We start from the raw sequence: 21767 nt of genomic DNA, 5'->3' as shown, positions 1-21767 counted from the left end.
GCGAAAACACTCACGCATCTTTATTGTATTCAATCGGATCACGTCCACGCTTCACGACCGTCCTCAAAGCACCAAACGAAGCCTCCTGGCACCCAGCATTTACCATCCCTGTTTAGCCAGAATATATCTTCATCCAACTGGTGTTCATCAGGAAAGGCTAGGCGGTAGGCTTCAACTTGTTCCTCAACGCTGCCATCCAAAAATGAATCAGCCGCTAACTTGACCCGTCCCTCGGTAAGTAGCCTGCGCAAAATCTGTAGAAAAAAAGCCTTGCGCTCCTCAAAAGCTGACTCCGGTAACGCCTGAAATATATTGAGCCACAGCGCATTTACATCGAACCCCTCGCTCAACTCGACGATCTCACAAGCGGCTTGATCACTGAAAGGCGGGGAGTTCAATCGAAATGTGCTGATCGTCACCACCAGCCTTACCCTGACTTCCGATTGAATAACCGCGACCAGAATCCTCGACGCGCCTCGGGTTGCGCTTCCAGGCTCTGCTGCGCTGGCAGCGGCTCGGGATGGAGCAACGCTTGGGGATAGTGCTCCTGCCCTAGACATAGCCTATCGTCGAGCCCAAACGCCTTCACCGCCGCCACAGCCTCCACGCACCAACGGCCGAAATAGGCTCCCCCCTCAAAGTTTTCATCACCATAGCGGTACCAATAAGGGTGCTTGAATGCCGTTGCCTGCTTACCCACACCTGAGCGCGCCCCTGCACCGACTTCGCCATACCAATGTTGAACGAAATCAAACAATGCAGACGCTCGTTGGTCAGGCTGGTCATCGATCGCCTTGAGCAAGCGGGCATAGGGTTTGGGATAAAGCAGCACATCACCTATACGCCGTTGCGGGGAGCGGGAGGCGATGATTCGGTCCAACAGATGGTCTTCGCCCTCATTCCCTACGAGTGTGAGCAATTGCTCCCACTGCTGGTCCGGTATTTCCAGAGCCAATGCCAAGCCGACCAGCCAGAAGCAAACGATGTAGTGGTCGTAATTAACCCGCCAGGCGTTACGCGTGTACTGCTCATCCTCGTTCCACTGCTCAGCCCCCAGTCGCTTGGAGCGGTCCCAGGCGTCGAGCAAGCCGGGAAAGTAGGCGGTCATTTGCGCCACTGCATTTCCCGCTGAATAGAGTCTCAGCATCTGATGCAAGTGCTTCTGCATCAATGTGAAAAGGTACTGTGGCTCATAGCTGGGGTCGCCAGGTGACGTGCTGGCGTGCATCCTTGCCTGACAGATAGACTCCTCCCCGTAAGTAACCCAGCCCTTCCAATATGCCGAATCTCCTCGGTTCGCTCTTATCATCAGCGTCCGGCCCTCCTCGAGGATCACCGCCATTAGTTCAGCCCCCCAACGGCGGCGACTCAAGAACATGCACCTACCCATCACCGTCTCAGCTGATCAAGAATCATCAGTTGAATATCCATTTTGACTTTGACCAGATTCTCGATAGTCGCTTTACCGCCAACACACAGCGCTGGCTCAAATGTGTACATCTCGTCCACGGACACAGGGCCCAGCTGGCCGAGCGCACGCTCGAACAGAGGCCTGCCTTGCTCATCATCGAAGCTCAGACTGTCTTTACGTGACGAGCCAAGAAATAGACCCAGGCCTTGGTCGGGATCGGGCTTGATACGCTGCAATGGGTTCTTCAGCGCCACGAGCTCACCTGCAACGTTTCGACCCACTGCCTGCTGGCAGAGTCCAGATGAGCCGTGTCCCTAGTCAGCGCTTCAACGCTGGCAAAGACAGCACCTCATCGTACTGTGGCCAGTCTTCTCTCGCGCGGTTGAGCACACCTTGCATCAACTCGTCGAATTCAGGCACTGGCTGCTCGGGCGGCAATTGGTCAAAGGGCGCGGCCATCAGCGGATGATCAATCTGCTGCGGATTGGGCAAGCCTTCCCATTCGCGTAGACGCAGCAGGTAGAGGATCTCCACTGGCACGCGCTCCATGTGCCAATCCTGATTGAAATCGTAGGAGTGCTTCTGGCTGTCTCTGCCGGTTTGCCAAGTGTGGCGGTCACAAGCAGCGAGCAGGCCTGGCAACAAGTCATCGGGGTTTGGAGTGCGCCAGTTGGCCAGTAGCGCTTCGTAGATAGGCTCGTCATACGCGTAGGCTGGCCATTGATGCGAGACATCGCCCACCCAATCGGCGAACACACGCAGCATAAAGGCATGAGCGCGGCGGTGCTCCTCTTCGTATTCGATTACCAACTGATGCCTACGGTTAAGCGCCGCATGTGTGAGATAGCCTTGATGGATTACGGCATCCTTCCAACCCAGGATCGACATTGCGCCCATCATGTTGGTAGCGGTTTGCAGGCTGTAGTTCTCTTGGCGAATGTGGGTCCCGGTAAATTGATCGTATTGGTGTGCCCAAAAAAATAATTGCCAAATGCCCACTTGGTAGTAACGCATCCAGTGAGCCAATTCTTGCAACCATTCCGGGTTACTGGGTGCGGTGGCAAGTATTTTATGAAGTCGACCCCGCACCATTATTTCCGGGGTGGTTTCTGTCGCATTATCTTTATTTGGAGCCATCATTGGGTCCGTGGGCCTTGCATCCTCCCGTGTGACATACTCGCGTATCGCGTTGACATAAAATGTGTCATCAGCATGCGGCCCTCTAGCGACGCGAGCACATACGCTCTTGTAGGAAGGCCATTTTGGGTTAACACCCGGGCGTTCAAATGGGTTTATTTCTTGAGCCATGGTTCCACCTTGAATTCTGCTTGACCTGTTTTACCAGGTGCAGGCAAACCGACTTTAACGGTAACACCTTGCACTTTGACGTCACTCCTTCCCATCGCCAATCTCAAGGCTCGAGCCAATGCAGGATCGGATTGGGTTATTGGCTCCTTAGCCAACCACCCTCTCAATCTCGTCGCCGGATCCCCATGCGGCGTGCGCGCCCCACTCACACCATTCACCGAAGACTTCGCATCCATCACCACCACTGTGATCGTATCGCCATTGATCGCAACCGCGCAGCCATCGCAGCCGTGATTGCTGCTATTTTGCAGAGGTTTGAAATTGAGGCCGGTCTTCTCGTTAAGGACTTGCAGGGCCAGTTGCTCGCCAAGTTTGCCATCATTTACCAGAGCGCCTGTCTTCGGATTAGGGAGGTGTGACAGGGGGATACTTTCGAACGTTTGACCAAACAGTTCTTCAATCGAGCTGAACTTGGGCGGGCTGATTGCATCTGGGGTAGCCTGCCCCACAGGCTTGGGCAGCGAAGCAGAGAAGTCTCCGGCATTATCCACCGCCTGACCATTGTAGGTCACCGTCGATGGCGGGCCATAGCTGCCACCAGGTTGGGGGCTGTAATCGCCTTTGCCCGCCTGCCACTCGAGATTCTTCACGGCCTGCCGTTCAGCCATCTGCTCAAGCTTGTCGGCACCTAGCTTGATACCGACCTTGGCCAGCTTGACGCCGCCTTTCGCAACCCCGCCAACCCCAGTGACAAGGCCACCAACGTCCCACACCAGTTCGCCAATGTCGTAGCCCATCTGCTCGGCGTTGGCGTCACCGCCGACGGTGAGCGCGGTCTCGATGCGGGCGACCTTGGCTTTGAGGTTTTGTTTGACCTGTTCCGGGTAGCCGGCCAATGCGCTCGGGTCTTCGATCAGGCTACCGATGGCCTTGACCGTCTGGATCGGATGCAGAAGCATCTGGGTCAGCCCCGAGATATCGTCGAAGCCCGCCTTGATCAAGCCCTGGCCAACCCCGCTCTGGGTCAGCAGATCCTGCTTCTTGCTGATATAGGCCCACTTGGCCAGCACTTGCAGCTCGGCAATACGCCCATCGGCCTCCTTCAGCTCCTTCCTGGCCTGCACCAACTGCTGCGTCGCCAACCAGTTGTTATCCACAGCCCCGGAGGCCGCCGCAGTGGCCGTGGCGGCGTCCAGGTTCGAGGTGGCGGCGAGCCCGGTGACCAGGCTGACGATCAGGTTGCGCTTGGCCTCGCGCTCGCGTTCGCTCTCGTTCGGGCTGGCTTCGGAGAACAGCCCGGTCAGCAGGCTCGACGCCGCCGCGCCAGCGGCCCCGCTGCCGCAGCTCTGGCTGCTGGCGGCAGCACCGGCGCAGGCCAGGATGCCATGCAGTGCGGCGTGCAGCGGCGTGCCTTCGACCAAGGTGCCCTTGGCCACCAGGTCGCCGATGTAGCCAGCGCCCTGCTGCTGCACGTAGTTGACCACCATGCCTTGGAGGAAGGCGCCGTTGCTGGCGCTGATATTGCCGCTGGCGGCCGCCACCAATGCCGTGGTGATCTGCCGGTAGGTGCCGCCGGCGCCCCAGTTGCCGGCGATGCCGTCGGCTTCGTTGCGCAGGCTTTGCGCACGGGTGCGCAAGGCCAGCGCGGCGGTGGGGTCTGCGGCCTTGTCCGCTTGGGCCTCGGCCTCTTCGGCGGCTTTGCGCTTGGCATCGACCTCCTTGGCCTTGTTCGCCAGCAAGGTGCCGGCCTCGTTGGCGAAGGCCTGGACGATTTCGAAGCCCGAGCGGATCTGCTCTTCGTCGAAGATCGGCTTGAGTGCATTGCTGCCGTCACGCTCGCTGGACACCTCGCGGTCCAGGCCCGCCAGGGTCTGCTCGGCGCTCTGACCGCTGCGCTCGCGCTGAGCGGCTTCGTCGGTGATCAGGATCGAAGCGCCGCTGATGCCGCTACGGGTCACGCTGCTGGCGCTGTCGCTCGCGCTGATGGCGATCGGCAGGCTGGCGCCCAGCTCGCGCTCGTTGGTCGGGATCTCGGTGCCTGGCGTGATGCTGCCACCGGTCTGCACGTTGCCCTGCTGGTCCTTGCCGATCTCGTTGAAGCCACCGCCGACGTTGAAGGTGCTGGCGTCGTACTCGGCCTTGTTGCGGATATCGCTGCTGGTCAGGCTGCCTGTGACCAGAAGGTTGCGGCCCTCGGCCACGGCCTGCTCGCTGCTGGCGATCACCGCACCCTTGAGATCGGTGTTGCCGCCCACGCGGACGTCGAACCCGCCGTCGCCGGCCTTGATCCCGGACTGCTCGGTGACGCTGGCGAAGTCCGAATCCATGTCGGTGCCGCCGAAGTTGGCGCTGGCCCCGCTGATCGAACTCATGCCCACGCAGAACGGCGGAATGCACAGGCTGACGCCGAAGCCCATGCTCTTCTCGTCGACCTTGAAGGTGTCGGTGTCCTGCAGGCTTTCGATGTTCAGGTCACCGCCGACATCGGCCATCACTTCCCGCCCGCTGACCACCGCACCGCGCAGGTTGCTGTCGCCACCGGACACCAGCGTGGCGCGGTTGCCAGCCTCGACCACGGCGTTGCGGTGGGTGAGCGTCTCACCGTCGGCCTCGCCACGGTTGCCGTTGACCCCGACGTCCAGGGTGAAGCCGTTGCGCGTGCCGCCCAACGACAGGCCGATGCCGACACTGGCGCTGCTGCCCTTGCTGTCGCTGTCCAACTGGCTGGTGTTGCGGGCGGCCAGCAGGTTGATGTCGCCGTCGGCGGCCAGCGTGGCATCGCGACCGGCGCGGATCTCGCTGCCCTGCACCGTGATGTCGCTGTCGGCACCGGCGCCGGTGGCACGCAGGCGCACGTCGTTGCCCGCCACCACCTTGGAGCCGGCCGCGGTGTCGCTGTGCTGTTCGGTGGTGCTCTGCTGTTTCTTGGTGCCCAGCGACAGGCTGATGTTGACCCCGCCCGCCGCGCCCGGATCCTGCGCCACCGCCATGGCCGCGTTGTTCACCGCCAGCGCGGCCGTGGAAGCGGCCAGCACCTGCATGCGCCCGTCCTCGGTTTTGTTCGCCGCCCGCTGCATCTGCTGGGTGGTCTGGATCGCACTGATCACCGGGTTGGTGATGGTCACAGTGAAGCCGGTCTGCTTGAACAGCGTTTCGCGGGTGCGGTCGGTGGTTTCCCGAGCCTCGGTAATGGCGATCTGCTGAGCCAGGATGTCCACGTCGCCCTTGGGCGCCATGACGTCGCTGCCGACCTGGCGATACTGGCGTCCGGCCTCGATCAGCACATCGCCCTCGGTGCTGCCCACCGTGCTGGCGCGTGCGGTTTCACGGGTGGTGAGGTCCTTGACGCTCTGCTGCTGGGTGCCGATGGTCAGCGCCAGACCGCCGCCGCTGAACAGGCCGCTCTTCTTCACCGATTTGTCGTGGCGCTCGCTGCTGCTCTGACTGGCCGCCTCGACGTTGATATCGCGATCGGCCACCAGCACGGTCTGCTGGGTCGACACCACGTCGCTGCCACGCACTTGGATATCGCGCCCGGCCTGCAGGTAGGTCTGCTCGGCGCTGACGGTGCTGCCCTGGGCCTGGGTCTGGCTGACGGTGTCGCGCAGGGTGGTGGTCTTGCTGGAGAACAGCCCGCTCTTGCCTTTGAACTTGTGGGCTTCGTCGGCGAACTGGTACTGCTCGGCGGCGCTCAGGCTGATGTCGCGCCCAGCCTCGGCCATCACCATGCCTTGGTCGCTGGCCACCGTCGCGCCACGCGCGGCGATGTCCTGCCCGGCCTTGATGCGCAGATCGCCGGTACTCTGCACGGTGCTGCCCACTTCGCCGCGACTGGCCTCGTTGCGCCAGTTGCTGGCGTTCCAGCTGATCGCCTGCTGGTGCTGCTCGGCGACAGTGCCCAGGTTGACGTCGCGCCCAGCCTCGAGCTGGCTGACGCTACCGGCGCCGGCATTGACCACCTGGGCGCCCAGCAGGTTGAGGTCGCGACCGGCGGCCACGCGCATGGCGCCGCCTTCACCGCTGACGAACAGGCCGGCGACCCGCGAGACGTTGCTGCGACTGCCCTGCTCGCTGCTGCTGTCGCGGGTCAGGGAGCGCACGTTGATGTCCTGGCCAGCTTCGATCGCCAGGCTGTCGGTGGCGCCGATCAGGCCGCCGAGGTTATTCAGGTTGTCGCGGGTCTTGAGCGCGACGTTGTTGCCCTGGATGCGCCCACCGAGGTTGTCGATGTTCTGGGCGGTCAGCGCCACCACGCTGCGCCCGCCCAGGCTGCCGCTGTTGAGCAGGTCGCCGGAGAGGTCCAGACGCAGTTGCTGACCGGCGATCAAGGCGCCGTTGCCGTCGAGATCGCCGTCGCGCACCCGCACGTAGACCTGCGGCACCAGCACCTGGCGCGTCTGACCGTTGGCCAGCGTGACGTCGCGCGACACCAGCCAGACGATATCGCTGGTAAGTTGAGCCATCTGCTCGGCGGTCAGGGCCACGCCCGGCACCAGGTTCCAGGTGTCGGCGACGGTCACTGCGTTGTCGATCAAGGCGCGGTACTGCGCTTCGTCGTTGGCGAAGCCGTCGAGGAAACGCCGCCCGGTGAGCTGGGCGATCTGCTCGCGGATCAGCTTCTGCTCGTAGAAGCCATCGCCCAGGCGCTGCTGGGTCTGCGCCGGATCGACCTGCAGGCGGTCGAGCATGTAGTCCGACGACAGCCAGTTGCGGTAGCTGGTGAAGCGCGGATCGCTCTCGATCAAATAGCCGCGCACGGCATCGGGGTTGGTCTGGAACAGGCTGTTGCTCGGCAGCGCCAGGTTCAGCCCGCCGCTGCGCACCTGGTCGGCGACACCCTGGCCGTCAGCCAGCTTGACCGAGACCACCGCGCCGACACGGTACTGCTCAGCGACCGGGGTATCGACCGCGCCCACCGTGGCCACCTGCTGGCCGACCTGCTGCTGGTCGCGCCCGGCGATCTGCGTGCCGCTGCCGTTGATGGTGGCGTGCTCGCCGTACTCGGTCGGCGTCAGGTCGATGTCCTGGATCAGCGGCGCCGGGCGGTAAGCCGCGACGTTGGTGCCCTGGCGGTCGCGCCCTTTGCGCTGGATGCGGTAGAAGTTGGTGGCCGTACCCGCATCGGTGGTCACCCGCCGACCATCCACTTCGGTGTTGGTCACCTGCGCCGCGCCAGCCTGCAACAGGCCACCGGCGAGGATGCGGCTCTTGTCGTTGAACACCGTATCGCCGCTGAAGGTCAGGTCGCCCCCGGCGAGGATCTGGCCTGGCGCGGAAGTGGCGATGCGGGTCTCGCTGACACTGCGGGTGTAGTCGTAGCGGTTGAAGTTGTCGCGGGTGCCTTCGGGCGTATTGAGGTGGTCCACTTCGTCGTTGTAGACGGAAATCTGGTCCGGCCGGTAGCGATTCGGCGAGCCGCTGAGCTGGTATTCGCGCAACTGCTCGGTGCTCACCAGCACCTCGGTGGTGCTGAAATGCTCGTTGGTGTTGCGCAGCTCGCCCACCGCCAGGCGCAGGTCGCCCAAGGCTTCGAGGGTGGCACTGGCATTGCTGAGCAGCGTGGCGCGGCCGCTGGCATGGTCATCGCTGTCCAGCGCACCGCCGATGGCCAGGTCGCCAGCACTGAAGATCAGCGCCTGCTCGCGGTTGTCCAGTTGCTGGCTGCCGATGTCGAGTTGCTCGCGGGCGGCGATGGTGGCCGCGCGGTCATTCTCGTCGCGGTTGACCACGCTGCGGCTGGCGATGGCCAGGCGGTCGCCGTACACGCGCCCGGTGCCGAGGTTGAACAGTTCATCGGCCTGCACGCGCACCTGCTGGCCGTCGATCAGGCCACGGTTGGTCAACTGGCCACTGAGGCGCAGATCGACCTGGGTCGCCGACAGCTCGCCCTCGGCGCGGTTGTCCAACTGCGCGGCGCGCAGGCTCAGGGCTTTGCCGGCCAGCAGCTTGCCGCTGTTGTTCAATTGCCCGCCAACCTCCAGCGTCAGCGTGCCGTTGGCTTGCACCTGACCGGCCAGGGTCAGGTCGCCCTGCTGTTGCAGCAGCAGATCGCCCAGGCTCAACGCCCGGCCGCTGCCACTGAAATAGGCGACGTTCATCGCCAGCAGACGCCCAGCGATCAGCGTGCCGCTGCCGTTTTCCAGCCGCAGCCGCGACTGCGCCGCGTCACGGTCGGCCAGGCGCAGTTCGCCGCCCGCCGACACCAGGCCCTTGTCGTTGTCCAGGGTGCCTGCCAGGCCCAGGTCGATGGCCTGATCTGCGCGCAGGGCGCCTTCGCGGTTGTCCAGCGCGTCGGCGCGCAGCAGCAGGGATTGTGCTTCGATGCCTTTGTCGGTGACGGCCGTGGCGCGGTTGTCCACCTGGGCGGTCTGCACGCTGAGCTGCCCGGCGCTGCGCAGCAGGCCGTCGCGGTTGTCGAGAGCGTCGCGCAGCGTCAATTGCAGGTCGCCGCGGGCCTGCATTTTGCCGCCCTGGTTGTCCAACTGCTCGCCCTGCACCTGCACCTGACGCTCGCCGACCACCTCCCCGCGGTTTTCCAGCACAGGGGCGACCAACAGCACATCGCCTTTACCGGCGATGAAACCACGGTCGTTGAGCAAGTGGCCGCTGCGCAGCTCGACCGCGTCCTGGCCGACGATGCCTTTGTCGCTGCCGGAATTGGCGTTGCGCAGGGCCTGGCTACCGGTGTCGATGAATAGGCGGCCACCGGCCTGGATCAGGCCGGCACTGTTGCGCAGTTCGCCACTGCGCACGTCGAGCGTGGCGCCGGCGTCGAGGGTGCCGCCGTCGTTGTCGAAGGTCTGGCGGCGGCTGTCGAGCGACAGTTGGCCCGCGCTCAGGGTGCCCTGGCGGTTGTCCACACCGTTGGCCGCGACTTGGACCAGGCCTGCGGCTTCGATACGGCCGCCCGCGTTCAGCAGGGTGCCGTCGGTGACGTCCAGGCGCACGCTGCCGGCGACCGAGCCCAAGGTGCCCCCGGTGTTGTCCAACTGGCCGGCGATGATCTGCATGGCCTGGGTGGCGGCAATGGTGCCGGCAAGGTTATCCACACGGTCGCTGCGCAGGTCGAGGGTGCCACCTGCGCTGAGGGTGCCGCCGTCGTTGCGCACTGCGGTCGCGGCGATGTCCAGGCTGCCGCCTGCGGCCAGCGTGCCGCCGCGATTGTCCAGTTGCGTGGCGTTGCGCACCTGCAAGGCGCCGCCCTGGGTGGCGATCACAGTGGCGTTGCGGGTATCGAGCTGAGGGCTGTCCAGGGTCACCTGGCGGCCCTGAACCTGGCCCTGGGCGAGCACGGCCTTCTGCGCGCTGATCTGCAGCGCACCATTGCTGGCCAAAGTGCCAGCGGTGCCGTCGATTTCGCGGGCGCGCACGTCCAACTGGCCGCTGCCGGCATGCTCGACCTTGCCCTGGCGGTTGTTCAGGGTGCTGCTGTCGAGGCTGAGGTTGCGCGCGTTGCTGGCGATGCGACCGTCACTGTTGTCGAGGTTGTCGCGGACCTTGATACGGCTGTCGGCAGTGCCGGTCTGAACCAGCTCCCCGCCCTGGTTGCTCAAGCCGACCGCATCGACCTGCAACTGGCCGACGTTGACCTGCGCACGATCGCTGCGCAGCGTGCCACCCGTGCTGGCCTGCAACGCGCCGGGGCTGTCGAGGGTGCTGTCGCTGAGGTCCAGGTCGCCCTTGTCTGCGCTCAGCGCCAGCGTGGCGCCTTGGGTCTTGCTGTGGCGCAGGTCCAATGTGCCAGCCTTGAGATCGACCGCGCCGCTGGCGTGGTTCTGGCCGTTGGCGGCGATCTGCTGCGCCTGGACCTGCAAGGTGGCGTTGCCGCTGGATACACCTTGCGTATCGACACCGGCCGCCAGCAGGCCGTCGCGGGCGCTGTCGAGCTTGGCCGCCTGGATGCGCACATCGCCTTGGGCCGCCACGGTGCCGGTGTTATCCACAGCCCCGGCCGTGCTCACCTGCACTGCCCCCTTGGCGTAGACGCTGCCGCGGTTATCCACACCGCCGCCGGTGGCCAAACCGGTGTCGGCGGCACTGCTGATGGAACCCTGGTTGACCAGTCGTCCGTCGGCGGTGACGGTCACTTCACCGGCCATGGCGCCGATCTGCCCGGCGTTGCGCACGCCGACGCCCGCTTCGGTGCCCACCAGCTTGATCTTGCCGGCATACATGCCGCCCAGCTCGGCGACGTCGATGGCCACCTCGGGCTTGGCGCTGCCGTCATCGGCCAGGGCGCTGGCCTGGCTGTTGTCGGCGCTGACCTGGTTGCGACCGGTGGTGACCTTGAGGTCGTTCGCCCAGACCCCGGCGTTGACCTGCACGGTTCGGGCGATCAGGTCGGTGTAGTCGCTGTCGCGGGCATCCAGGCCCTTGCCGGTGATGGTCAGGGTACCGCCTTCGACGCGGTAGCCGACGATGCGCCCGTCTTCGAGCTGGGCGCGGCCAGTGGTCAGGGTGGAGCGGTCGGCGTTGATGAAGCCGCAGCCGTCGCACGTGATACCGGCCGGGTTGGCGATTACCACCTCGGCGCGTTGTCCGGCCACCTCGACATAACCGCGCAACTGGCTGGGATTGCTGGCGTTGACCTCGTTGAGGATGACCCGCGCGCTGCCGTTGCCCAGGTAGGGGTTGCCCTCGATCCAGCCACCGAGCTGGGTCTGGGCATTGTTGCCGGCGTTGTTGAGGATGGCGCCGCGCGAGTCGACGTCGAACTGGCTGTACTGGTTGCGCGAAACCCCGGCCGCGCTCGGCGTCTGGATGTTCACCTGCGGCGTGCCGTTGGCGCTTTCGATGACCATCGGCCGTTGCCCGCCGGGCGCGCTGGGGTCGGCGACGATACCGTTGGCCCAGGCCGGTGCCACGCCGAGGCTGATCAGCCCCAGCGCGCCCATCAGCGCGAAGCGCAGGCGGCCGAGGGTGACCACGCACGACGCGTCGGCGTGACTGGCGGCCTCACGGGTACCCGGCGCCTTGCCCTGGAGACTGACGTTCTCGGCCACGACCATGAGCAGGCCACGGGCCTTGTTGAAGATGACGCGGTGCAGATGCTTGTTCATGCAAGTCCCTTTGCTGGCGACTCAGGCGCCGGTGGCCAGTGGATGAGCGGCGAACCAGGCGCGAGCCTGTTCGGGGATCACGCCGATGCCGTGAAATGTCTTGATCTTCAAACCGCGCTGCTCGCCCTTGTGATACAGCGCGCGGGCGCAGCGGTCGGGAAACACGCGGCTGAGCAGCAGGCGGCTGAGCACCGCCGTGTGGCCAAACGGGGCGATCCAGTCGTTGACCCAGAGGCGCTCGCCGCTGTGCCAGTCGTCCGGGTCCATTTCCACCGGGGAGCGGGTCAGGTAGCGCCGTTCCGCCTCCTCGCTCAGGCTCAGCCACGACAGGTAGAACACGGGTTTGCCGTGCTCGCTGCCGAGCACGAACTGGCGCTGCTTGAGCGCCGGCAGCAGCAGGCTCGACAGGGTGTGCAGCGGCGCATCGCGGTGCGCCTCGGACTGCATCCACAACCAGGTGGCGCAACCCAGCACCGTGGCCTCGTTCCACGGCTCGTCAAAGACGGCCGGGGCGGTGATCTCGAACGTGTCCAGACGCATGGCGTGACCTCAGAACGACAGGGCGACCGTGAAGGCGCTGGTGAAGTGGGCGGTGTCGAAGCCGTCAGGTTTTTTCAGCGGCGTGCCCCATGACCAGTCGTAGGTCAGGTTGCGGTAGCCGCCGCGCACGCCGACCACCGCGCCGGCCAGGCGGCGGCCCACCAGGTAGTCGGCGGCGTTGCCACCCACTTCGCCATAGTCGATACCGGCGTAGGCTTCCTGGCCGCTGTTGCCCAAGGCCAGGCCCAGTTCGTTGCTCAGGGTCCAGCCACGGTCGCCGGAGAGGATGTTCTCGCCATCGAAGCCGCGCACCGAGTAGCGGGTGCCGATGGTGAAGCGGTCCTGGGGCACCAGTTCGGTACGGTTCCACTGTGCACGCCAGGCGCCGATGTAGCGCAGGCGCTGGTCCTGGACGGTGAACGGCACTTGCAGTTGGGCGTCGGCGAGGATGATCTTGGCGCGCGCGCTGCCATCGCCGAAGGCTTCTTCGGGCGCGGCCAGAGCGCCGTGCGCGCCGGTGCCGCGGCGATAGCTCAGGCCCAGGTCGAGGGTGGAGGCGCCGATGAATTCGCGGTGACCGACACCGGCCTGCCAGCCGGCCATGCGCCGGTGCTGCTGCTCGATCTGCGTGTCGTCGATGAAGTTGTCCGACGAGCGCGTCCACAGGCTGCTCCATAGCGTGGTCTTGCGCACTGCATCGCGGTACACCAGGCGCGACAGGCGCAACTCGTTATTGCGGCTTTCGCCCCGGTAGCTGAAGTTCTGGTTCACGCCCGCGACGGTCTGGTGATAGTCGTACTCGCTGGTAGTGAAGGCCAACTGCCAATAACCGAACGGCACCGAGTAATGCAGGGTGTGGCCCTTGGTGCCCTTGCTGCCGGACTCGCCGCCACCCAGGTCGTGGTTGAAGCTGGCGTAGAACAGGTCGTTGAGCGACAGCGGGTTGTCCAGCGACAAGGCCACGGCGCCCTGATACTTGCCGGTGGTCTTGCTGCCGCTGTTGTCCACCGACAGGCTCAGGCGGGCCGGGAAGCGCTGGCGCCAGGCAATGATCACATCGCTTTCACCGGGCTTGGCGTCCTGGGCGCTGGCCGGGGCGATGCGGATGTCGGCATCGGCGGTGGGCACGCGCTTGAAGTTCTCCAGGCCCTGCTCGATGTCGCGCAGGTTGAGCAGGTCGCCCGGCCGGGCCGGCAGCGCGTTCCAGGCATTGGCGCGGCTGCTGGTGGCGGCGTCGAAGCGAATCTGGCCGATGCGTCCGGGCAACAGGGTCAAGACCAGGATGCCGCTGTTGAGGTCCTGGGCTTCGGCGAGCACGCGGGTGGTGACGAAGCCTTTCTCGATGATCGCGTTCTGCACGCGCTTCATGGTCAGGTTCAGACCGCCTGCCCCCAGGCACTGGCCCAGCGCCGGGTCATGCGCGGGGTTGGCCGCGCGCAAGGCCCACTGAAACTGCTCGGCGGCGTCGCCGATCAGGCGGATCTGCTCAATGCGAAAGCACGGGGTTTCGTTTTGCGGCAGGCGCCCGGTGGCGCCCTCGGCAGGCGCCGCTTCCAGGCGCACGTCGGGGCGGGTATCGAGTTGCTCGCGCAGCACCCGCTCACGCTCACGCTGGCGCTGCAGTTCTTCTTCGGGACCGGCCGCCACGGACGTCTGAGTGGCGAGCAGGCCCGCGAGCAATAGCCAGGCGGATGACAGGCAGTGAGCAGCGGTGACGCGCGAGACGCGCGCAACCAACGCCGAACGACGGGCGAGTGGCAGCATGGCACATCCTTGTGGGCCGAAGATCAGGTAAGAAGGGGCGCCGCGCAGGGAAGGAATGAAGCGCGGTCAGCCGAGCGTTGAGACGGGGGATTAGTCGGAAAGTTGCGACCGTTCGTAGGAATAGTCGTACAAAGCGCGAATCTGTGAACGGGATCGCGAAACGCACGGCGTATTTCGTCGTGCGTTCATCAGCGCTGAGCGGATCAGGCGGTGGGGGGCGTGTCCGTCTCCTCGCCTGACACCGCTGGCGGTTGCGACGCGGGTTCTGAATCGGTCGCTTGTTCGGTCAGAGGCGCGTCCGGCACGGTCTCGATGGCCGGTGTCGCAGGCGGCTCGCGCAGACGGTTGAGCTCCGGCAGGCCGAGCTTGAGCAGGCGCGCGGTCTTGCTGCTGGCGACCTTGGCGTTGTTCTGCGAAGCCGGCAGGCGCGACAGTTGCCCGGCCAGGTTCATCGCCAGGATCTCCCGCGAATACACACCGCCGCCCAATTGGTAGATAGCTGCGATCAGTTCGCGCAGGTCCAGCGGCAGGCGCCAGCGGGTGCGCAAGGCCGAGCCGAACGGCGCGCCGAATTCGTTGAGCGACAGTTGCACCTGATCTTCGTCCAGCTCGCCCCCGGCCAGCCGCCACTCCTGCAAGGTGCGCAGCACCGCCAGATCGCCCAGGCAATGCAGCAGGCCGGCGCAGTAGCAGCGCTCCGGGTCGAGGTCGAGCTGTTGCGCCAGGGTGCGGCCGTAGTCGGCGGTGCGCAGCGAGAGGTTCCAGTAATGCGCCGCGTGGTGGGTCAGCAGCGGATCGCTCAGGCGCGCGCTGCGTTTGAGGGTCAGCCCCAGCACCAGGTTCATGCTCTGGGTGCTGCCCAATTGGTTGAGCGCCTGAAGCAGCGTCTGCACCGGCTTCTCGCGGTGCAGGGCGGCGCTGTTGGCGGCGGCGATGAGCACGGCGGTGATCTGCGGATCAGTGCGGATGTCTTCCTCCAGCACGCGCAGGTCCAGGCCCTGCGGGCTCAGCGCACGCTTGACCGCCGCCTGCACGTCCGCGAGCAGCGGACCGCCGTCGGCGCTGGCGCGGCGTTGTTCGAGGAACGCCGGCAGGCGAGCGCCGGGCTGCAGCGGCGGCACCGGGCAGGCGATCTGCTCGCCCACTTCCAGCAACAGGTTTTCCAGACGCTTGCGCAGGTTGTCCAGGTTCAGCGGCTTACTCAGGTAGGCGGTAGGGTGCAGCGGCAGCGCTTCCTTGACGCTGGCGCTGTCGTTGCGCTCGCTCATGAGAATGAACGGCAGCGCGGCCTGTTCGCGCCGGCCACGCACCCTGCGCAGCAGATCGAGGCCATCGAGGCCCACCAGCTCGCGGGCGGCGATGATCAGGTCGGGCTTGCTGGACAAGGCGCTCAGCGCCTGGGAGCCGTCGGCGCAGACTTCCAGGCGCGCGTCGCAGCGCACGCTCAGCAGCATCTCGCGCAGCATGTCGCGAACCCAGGGGTCGCTTTCGGCGATCAGCACGCGCGGTGGAAGGGGATCTGCAGCATTCATGGGCAACTCCTGGCAATCAGTGACGCACGATCCTTCGCAGCTTCCGGAAACATCCTCTGGACACCATAGCGCCACCTGCCGGACTTGGGCATAAAAAAACCCGCCGAGGCGGGTTTTTCCAGCGAAACCGTGAATTACGCCAGTTCGGCGAAGCACGCTTCGATGATGGCCAGGCCTTTGTCCAGCAGCGCGTCTTCGGCGGTCAGCGGCACCAGGATGCGCAGGACGTTGCCGTAGGTGCCACAGGACAGCAGGATCAGGCCTTTGTCGCGCGCCTTGGCCACGACTTGTGCCACGGCCGCCGCGTTCGGCGTGTGGGTGCCCTTCTCGAACACTTCCACGGCGATCATCGAGCCCAGACCACGGACGTCGCCGATGATCGGGTGCTTCTGCTGGATTTCACGCAGGCCAGCAGTCAGGCGCTCGCCGACGGCCTTGCTGCGCTCCAGCAGTTTCTCTTCCTCGAACACCTGGATGACGGCCAGAGCCGCGGCGCAGGCGATCGGCGAACCCGCGTAGGTGCCGCCCAGACCGCCTGGGGCGATGGCGTCCATGTACTCGGCCTTGCCGCACACACCGGCCAGCGGGAAGCCGCCAGCGATGGATTTGGCGAAGGTGGTCAGGTCAGGCGCGACGCCCATCTGCTCCATGGCGAAGAAGGTGCCAGTACGGCCAGCGCCGGTCTGCACTTCGTCGGCGATCAGCAGGATGCCGTGCTGGTCGCACAGGGCGCGCAGACGCTGCATCAGCTCTTTCGGCGCCGGCAGGAAACCGCCTTCGCCCTGTACCGGCTCGAGGATGATCGCGGCGATGTCGCGCGGCTCGGCGTCGTTCTTGAAGATGCGCTCGACCGAGGCGATGGCGTCATCGACGCTCACGCCGTGCAGTTCGCTCGGGAACAGGGCGCGGAAGATGCCGCCGGGCATCAGGCCCATGCCAGCCGAGTACGGCACGACCTTGCCGGTCAGGCCCAGGGTCATCATGGTACGGCCGTGGTAGCCGCCGGTGAAGGCGATCACGCCCGCACGGCCGGTGGCGGCGCGGGCGATCTTGACGGCGTTTTCCACGGCTTCGGAGCCGGAGGTGACCAGCAGGGTTTTCTTGGCGAAGTCGCCCGGCACCAGGCTGTTGATCTTCTCGGCCAGCTCGACGTAGGGCTCATAGGCCAGCACCTGGAAGCAAGTGTGGCTGACCTTGGTCAGCTGCTCCTGGACGGCTGCGACCACTTTCGGGTGCAGGTGGCCGGTGTTGAGCACTGCGATGCCGCCGGCGAAGTCGATCAGTTCGCGGCCTTCGACGTCGATCACCGTGGAGTTCTTCGCCGACTCGACGAAGATCGGGTGAATCTGGCCGACGCCACGTGGGACGGCGGCGACACGGCGTTGCATCAAGGATTCGTTGGTCTTGCTCATAATGCCCTCATTCGCGCCGAAGCTTACGGCGCTGTTATTCGGGGGTGGCTGGGTGAGCGGCGGACAGTATTCGTTGATCGACTGCCGCGCACGCCCTGGCCACCAGGTACTGCGCTGTCAAAAAAACCAGCGGGACGTCGCTCTCGCGCCCCGCTGGCGAGGTAAATCCCTTAGCGCATCAGACGCTGATGCACAGGTATTTGATTTCGAGGTAGTCCTCGATGCCGTACTTGGAACCTTCGCGACCCAGGCCCGAGGCCTTGATGCCGCCGAACGGCGCGACTTCGTTGGAGATCAGGCCGGTGTTGATGCCGACCATGCCGTATTCCAACGCCTCGGCGACGCGGAACACGCGGCTCATGTCGCGGGCATAGAAGTAGGAGGCCAGGCCGAACTCGGTGTCGTTGGACAGGGCGATGACTTCGGCCTCGTCCTTGAAGCGGAACAGCGGGGCCAGCGGGCCGAAGGTTTCTTCCTTGGCCACGGCCGCGTGCTTGGGCACGTCCACCAGAATGGTCGGCTCGAAGAAGTTGCCTTCGATCAGCTTGCCGCCGGACAGCACCTTGGCGCCTTTGGACACGGCGTCTTCAATGTGTTCCTGGACCTTGGCCACGGCCTTGTGGTCGATCAGCGGGCCGGTGGTGGTGCCGTCTTCCAGGCCATTGCCGATCTTGAGCTTGGCGACCGCCGCCTTGAGCTTCTCGGCGAAGGCGTCATACACGCCGTCCTGCACGTAGAGGCGGTTGGCGCAGACGCAGGTCTGACCATTGTTGCGGTACTTGGAGATGATCGCGCCTTCGACCGCCTTGTCCAGGTCGGCATCGTCGAACACGATGAATGGCGCGTTGCCGCCCAGCTCCAGGGACACTTTCTTGATGTCCTTGGCGCATTCTTCCATCAGTTGGCGACCGATTTCGGTCGAGCCGGTGAACGACAGTTTGCGCACCAGCGCGTTGCCGGTCAGCTCGCCGCCGACTTCGCCGGCGCTGCCGGTGACCACGCTCAACACGCCCGCCGGGATGCCGGCGCGGGTGGCCAGTTCGACCAGGGCCAGGGCGGAGTACGGGGTCTGCGAGGCGGGCTTGAGCACCATGGTGCAGCCAGCGGCCAGGGCCGGGCCGGCTTTACGGGTGATCATCGCCGCCGGGAAGTTCCACGGGGTGATGGCGGCGGTGACGCCGATCGGCTGCTTGATGACGATCAGGCGCTTGTCCGGCTGATGGCCAGGAATGGTGTCGCCGTAGACGCGCTTGGCTTCTTCGGCGAACCACTCGATGAACGACGCCGCGTAGGCGATCTCGCCCTTGGCTTCGGCCAGCGGTTTGCCTTGTTCGGTGGTCATCAGGCGGGCCAGGTCGTCCTGGTGCTCGATCATCAGCTCGAACCAGCGACGCAGCTTGGCCGAACGCTCTTTGGCCGTCAGCGCGCGCCAGGCCGGCAGGGCCTTGTCGGCGGCCTCGATGGCGCGGCGGGTTTCCGCAGCGCCCATCTTCGGCACGCTGCCGATGACATCGCCGGTGGCCGGGTTGGTCACCTGGATGGTCTGACCGCTGTCCGCGTCCAGCCACTCACCGTTGATGAAGGCCTGCTGGCGGAACAACTGAGCGTCTTTGAGCTGCATGTCGGCTTCCCTTGACCGCACCGTACACGCACGGCGCGAATGGTTGATTGTGCTTCAGGCGCCGGCTAAGGCGACCGTCATGGATGCTGGCACCCGGTCGAATCGGTGTTCGATATGGGCATCGAGCGTTTGAAATCTCAAACGAATGCTAAGCGGCTGCTGGGGTGTTGGACAATAGCCTGTTCGAAAAAAAGAACGAATGGGCAAATGCGGTGAGTGGCGTCCAGTCGGGAAGTTCACGGGCCGGAGGTGGAGCGACGAGCTTGCCGACGGCAACACTGCCTGCAGGTTAAATGAGCGGGTTGACGCAAATGTGATAGGCGCGTGAAACCGTCCCTGGATGGGTGCTTATAGCTACGATCCGGAGATCGTCCTTAATACGGTGAACTGACACGTTTCATTCAGCTCGATGACCACCCGGGCGCTGCGGGAAAACCTGCCAGAGATCAAGGCGATGGACGCCATCGACACAGACCGGTATCATGGCGCCCGCGTTGCACTCGTAGCTCAGCTGGATAGAGTACTGCCCTCCGAAGGCAGGGGTCGTGGGTTCGAATCCCGCCGAGTGCGCCATCTTCTTTCCCTTGTGTCACAAGGGGTTAGCGCTTCTGACAGAAACCTGTCCTAGTCCTGAAAGTCGTTTTTACCACAAATTTGCCACACTCAAGTGTGGCGGGGATGGTCGAAATGGCAACAATCAGGAATCGCGGCGAGTATCAGTGGGAAGCGCAAATTCGCCGTAAGGGCTATCCAGCCCAGCGCAAAACCTTCGAAACCAAAGCCGACGCCCAAGCCTGGGCACGCATGATCGAAAGCGAAATCGACCGAGGCATCTTTGTCTCTCGGGTCGAGGCTGAACGCACCGCCTTTCATCAACTCATTGATCGCTACATCTCCGAGATTGCTCCGAAGCACAAAGGCGCGTATTCGGAAATTAAACGCCTGGAAGCACTCAAGCGTCATCCGCTGGCTACGCGCATCGTCGCCACCCTCACCTCTTCAGATTTTGCCCGCTACCGCGATGAGCGCCTGAAGATCCGCAAGGGCAATACGGTGAAGCGTGAGCTGGCTTTGTTCCAGTGCGTGATTGAGGTCGCCCGCCGCGAGTGGGGTATTCATCTTGCGGAGAACCCGGTGAGGATGGTTAGCCGCCCAAGCTACAACGATGAACGCTCACGGCGGCTCGATCCGGTTGAAGAGCAATACATCCTCGGCGCGTTGGAGCTTTGCGAACGTCGTGCAGACGGGACTTATGCTGATGCCTCTCACAATCCTTGGACACGCCCCATTGTGCAACTGGCGATTGAAACGGCCATGCGCCGTGGCGAGATTTTCGAGCTGCGCTGGAAGCATGTGAACCTAGATCGCAGAACCGCGCATTTGCCAGCGACCAAGAATGGATTGCCAAGGACGATCCCGCTCTCACCCAATGCCATCCATCTGTTGAGAGGACTACCGCGCTCCCTGTGCGGTCGGGTCTTCCCCACCACCGCTGATGCTCTCAAAAAGGCGTTCGTAAGAGGTCTGGAGCGTGCACGGGCAAAGTACTTGGCAGACTGCGATCAAGCTGGCGTGGTGCCCCAAGAGAATTTCCTGCTGGACCTGCGTTTTCATGACCTTCGGCACGAGGCTACTTGTCGGCTTGCCACCAAACTGCCAAACCTCATCGAGTTAGCCAGCGTGACTGGGCACCGTGAGGTGAACATGCTGAAGCGATATTACAACATTACGGCGGAGGAACTGGCAGCGAAGCTCGCGTGACGCCCCTCGCCGCGTCAACGAATTCTTTTTGGGAACTTACACCTAGTTTGACCATGCGTTTACATCCTACTTGACCATCTGCTTGCATTCGACTTGACCAGCTATTTACATCGGATGCACCAGCGCACGGGTACGTGTTGACCGGCAGGAATCGACCCCTAGCGGACATTCAAAAAAAGGTGGCATAGCCACCTTCGCCTCTGTGCATAGCATCGATAGATCAGAGTTAGGGATGGTAGGGACCTGCTTGTCTACCGACCGGCTAAATCAGAAGACTCAAGCTTTTGGAGCGCATTTGGAATAAGTGTTTCACTAAATCCCGCAGCTATGCAAACGGCTAGCATTGCATACATAGGCTCAGCAGATGTCAGAACGAGACCAAGCACTAGGCCGCTTTTTACCGCAACATATGCAAAAACACCACCCAGGGCGGCTAAAATAATACGCTGAACTCCATAAACAAAATACGCATAAAGCTGCAACTCCCGTTCAAAAGCGATAGACTTCAAGTTCAGGGATATTGAGAGAAGCCCGCCAAGTGCAGAAAAAGACGCAGCATAGGAAAACTCCCTAATCACGCCAACGTTTTGTGCAAATCCTGAATTTCGGACCGAGTACAATATCAAAGCAAGCAAGACCAGTATTACCACCGAAGAAAATGCCCCAGAAAGGTAAAGGACCCTTCCCCTTTGCACTACAAGATATTCTTTGCTTACCTGCTCATGTATCTTTATAAATATCTTTTTTGCCCCTTCAGGATCTCCACGAAGAGCGGTAGAAACAGCGTTTGCCGCACGATGCTTTATGGACTTATCGTGTACCCCTTTGTGCAAGATCGATCTAAAATCTGCTAGCTCTTCTTTTATCGACTCAAGTCTTCCCATGACACCTTGCGGATCCGATTCAATCTCTGTATCAACATAAACTTTAAATGTTTCAGGCTCATCGGCATCAGCTATCGCGTACACAACAAACTCGTCCCCTCGTGTAAAAACATTCACGATTGTGTGCCCAGATATATCCTTACCCCCGATGAAAAATTTCTTTAGGCGATCGCGCTGCATCTGCTTATAGTGCACAGGATCGTCTACTACCTCATCAATTTTATTCTGTCCGCCGTCGAACATCTCAACCCCCAAGTTCTTACCAGCACTTAGTTTTGGCAAGGTTTATCAAATTAAAAATTCCTCTAAAATCAGTCGTACCGCTCATGCCGCGCTTACTTTAAAAAAGTGAACGAAATTACGGACTCCGAATACAACTAGTAGAGTCTACGATGAGGCTATGGACCCAATGCTGCCCTTTGTTGAGAGCAGTAATTGGCCAGAAGCAGAGGTCGGTTAAGCAAGATTTATGTGC

General features: G+C 63.2%; 12 protein-coding genes and 1 tRNA gene. 2 read left to right on the top strand and 11 right to left on the bottom strand.

Annotation, left to right across the window (positions count from 1 at the left end):
- Positions 1-38 precede the first annotated feature (38 nt).
- The 10 genes from ACK2SD_RS01515 to gabD all read right to left on the bottom strand — a co-directional run bounded on the left by ACK2SD_RS01515 (position 39) and on the right by gabD (position 18647).
- Entirely contained in the window at positions 39-422 is a 384-nt protein-coding gene (locus ACK2SD_RS01515; protein ID WP_412461188.1) for a DUF596 domain-containing protein, read from the bottom strand.
- A 5-nt stretch (positions 423-427) separates the two neighbouring features.
- On the bottom strand, positions 428-1228 hold the full coding sequence (locus ACK2SD_RS01510) for a PoNe immunity protein domain-containing protein (protein ID WP_412462373.1): 801 nt from the start codon (positions 1226-1228) through the stop codon (positions 428-430).
- A gap of 161 nt (positions 1229-1389) precedes the next feature.
- Positions 1390-1665: a T6SS immunity protein Tdi1 domain-containing protein gene (locus ACK2SD_RS01505; protein ID WP_412461187.1), complete on the bottom strand. Its 276-nt coding sequence runs from the start codon at positions 1663-1665 to the stop codon at positions 1390-1392.
- 64 nt (positions 1666-1729) lie between these two features.
- Positions 1730-2425, bottom strand: coding sequence for a hypothetical protein (locus tag ACK2SD_RS01500; RefSeq protein WP_412462372.1), 696 nt, complete (start codon positions 2423-2425; stop codon positions 1730-1732).
- 278 nt (positions 2426-2703) lie between these two features.
- The gene (locus ACK2SD_RS01495) at positions 2704-11778 is read right to left on the bottom strand and encodes a hemagglutinin repeat-containing protein (protein WP_412461186.1); all 9075 of its coding nucleotides are present in this window, start codon (positions 11776-11778) and stop codon (positions 2704-2706) included.
- A 21-nt stretch (positions 11779-11799) separates the two neighbouring features.
- Entirely contained in the window at positions 11800-12318 is a 519-nt protein-coding gene (locus ACK2SD_RS01490; protein ID WP_029614153.1) for a toxin-activating lysine-acyltransferase, read from the bottom strand.
- A gap of 9 nt (positions 12319-12327) precedes the next feature.
- Positions 12328-14082 carry a ShlB/FhaC/HecB family hemolysin secretion/activation protein gene (locus ACK2SD_RS01485; RefSeq protein WP_412461185.1) on the bottom strand — a complete coding sequence of 585 codons (1755 nt, stop codon included), beginning with the start codon at positions 14080-14082 and terminating at the stop codon, positions 12328-12330.
- Between the two features lie 203 nt (positions 14083-14285).
- Complete coding sequence (locus ACK2SD_RS01480; protein WP_412461184.1) at positions 14286-15614, bottom strand: HDOD domain-containing protein; 1329 nt, start codon at positions 15612-15614, stop codon at positions 14286-14288.
- Positions 15615-15748: 134 nt separating this feature from the next.
- The gene (gene gabT / locus ACK2SD_RS01475) at positions 15749-17026 is read right to left on the bottom strand and encodes a 4-aminobutyrate--2-oxoglutarate transaminase (protein WP_116889714.1); all 1278 of its coding nucleotides are present in this window, start codon (positions 17024-17026) and stop codon (positions 15749-15751) included.
- A gap of 178 nt (positions 17027-17204) precedes the next feature.
- Positions 17205-18647 carry an NADP-dependent succinate-semialdehyde dehydrogenase gene (gabD, locus tag ACK2SD_RS01470; protein WP_039581491.1) on the bottom strand — a complete coding sequence of 481 codons (1443 nt, stop codon included), beginning with the start codon at positions 18645-18647 and terminating at the stop codon, positions 17205-17207.
- A 496-nt stretch (positions 18648-19143) separates the two neighbouring features.
- On the opposite strand from gabD, the gene ACK2SD_RS01465 reads away from it, so the two are divergent.
- Positions 19144-19220, top strand: a tRNA-Arg gene (locus ACK2SD_RS01465).
- A 105-nt stretch (positions 19221-19325) separates the two neighbouring features.
- Positions 19326-20408 carry a site-specific integrase gene (locus ACK2SD_RS01460; protein ID WP_412461183.1) on the top strand — a complete coding sequence of 361 codons (1083 nt, stop codon included), beginning with the start codon at positions 19326-19328 and terminating at the stop codon, positions 20406-20408.
- A 251-nt stretch (positions 20409-20659) separates the two neighbouring features.
- On the opposite strand, the gene ACK2SD_RS01455 is transcribed toward ACK2SD_RS01460, so the two are convergent.
- On the bottom strand, positions 20660-21535 hold the full coding sequence (locus tag ACK2SD_RS01455) for a hypothetical protein (protein ID WP_412461182.1): 876 nt from the start codon (positions 21533-21535) through the stop codon (positions 20660-20662).
- Positions 21536-21767 lie beyond the last annotated feature (232 nt).

Source organism: Pseudomonas sp. SC11 (genome assembly GCF_047039205.1).
Taxonomy (GTDB): domain Bacteria; phylum Pseudomonadota; class Gammaproteobacteria; order Pseudomonadales; family Pseudomonadaceae; genus Aquipseudomonas; species Aquipseudomonas boreofloridensis.
This window is presented reverse-complemented; position numbering and strand designations above follow the sequence as displayed.

Excerpts from the sequence above, each read along its gene's own strand:
- ACK2SD_RS01490 (WP_029614153.1), bottom strand. The coding sequence starts at position 12,318 with ATGCGTCTGGACACGTTCGAGATCACCGCCCCGGCCGTCTTTGACGAG.
- ACK2SD_RS01460 (WP_412461183.1), top strand. The coding sequence starts at position 19,326 with ATGGTCGAAATGGCAACAATCAGGAATCGCGGCGAGTATCAGTGGGAA.
- ACK2SD_RS01485 (WP_412461185.1), bottom strand. The coding sequence starts at position 14,082 with ATGCTGCCACTCGCCCGTCGTTCGGCGTTGGTTGCGCGCGTCTCGCGC.
- ACK2SD_RS01495 (WP_412461186.1), bottom strand. The coding sequence starts at position 11,778 with ATGAACAAGCATCTGCACCGCGTCATCTTCAACAAGGCCCGTGGCCTG.
- gabT (WP_116889714.1), bottom strand. The coding sequence starts at position 17,026 with ATGAGCAAGACCAACGAATCCTTGATGCAACGCCGTGTCGCCGCCGTC.
- ACK2SD_RS01480 (WP_412461184.1), bottom strand. The coding sequence starts at position 15,614 with ATGAATGCTGCAGATCCCCTTCCACCGCGCGTGCTGATCGCCGAAAGC.
- ACK2SD_RS01510 (WP_412462373.1), bottom strand. The coding sequence starts at position 1,228 with ATGCACGCCAGCACGTCACCTGGCGACCCCAGCTATGAGCCACAGTAC.
- gabD (WP_039581491.1), bottom strand. The coding sequence starts at position 18,647 with ATGCAGCTCAAAGACGCTCAGTTGTTCCGCCAGCAGGCCTTCATCAAC.
- ACK2SD_RS01455 (WP_412461182.1), bottom strand. The coding sequence starts at position 21,535 with ATGTTCGACGGCGGACAGAATAAAATTGATGAGGTAGTAGACGATCCT.
- ACK2SD_RS01500 (WP_412462372.1), bottom strand. The coding sequence starts at position 2,425 with ATGCGTTACTACCAAGTGGGCATTTGGCAATTATTTTTTTGGGCACAC.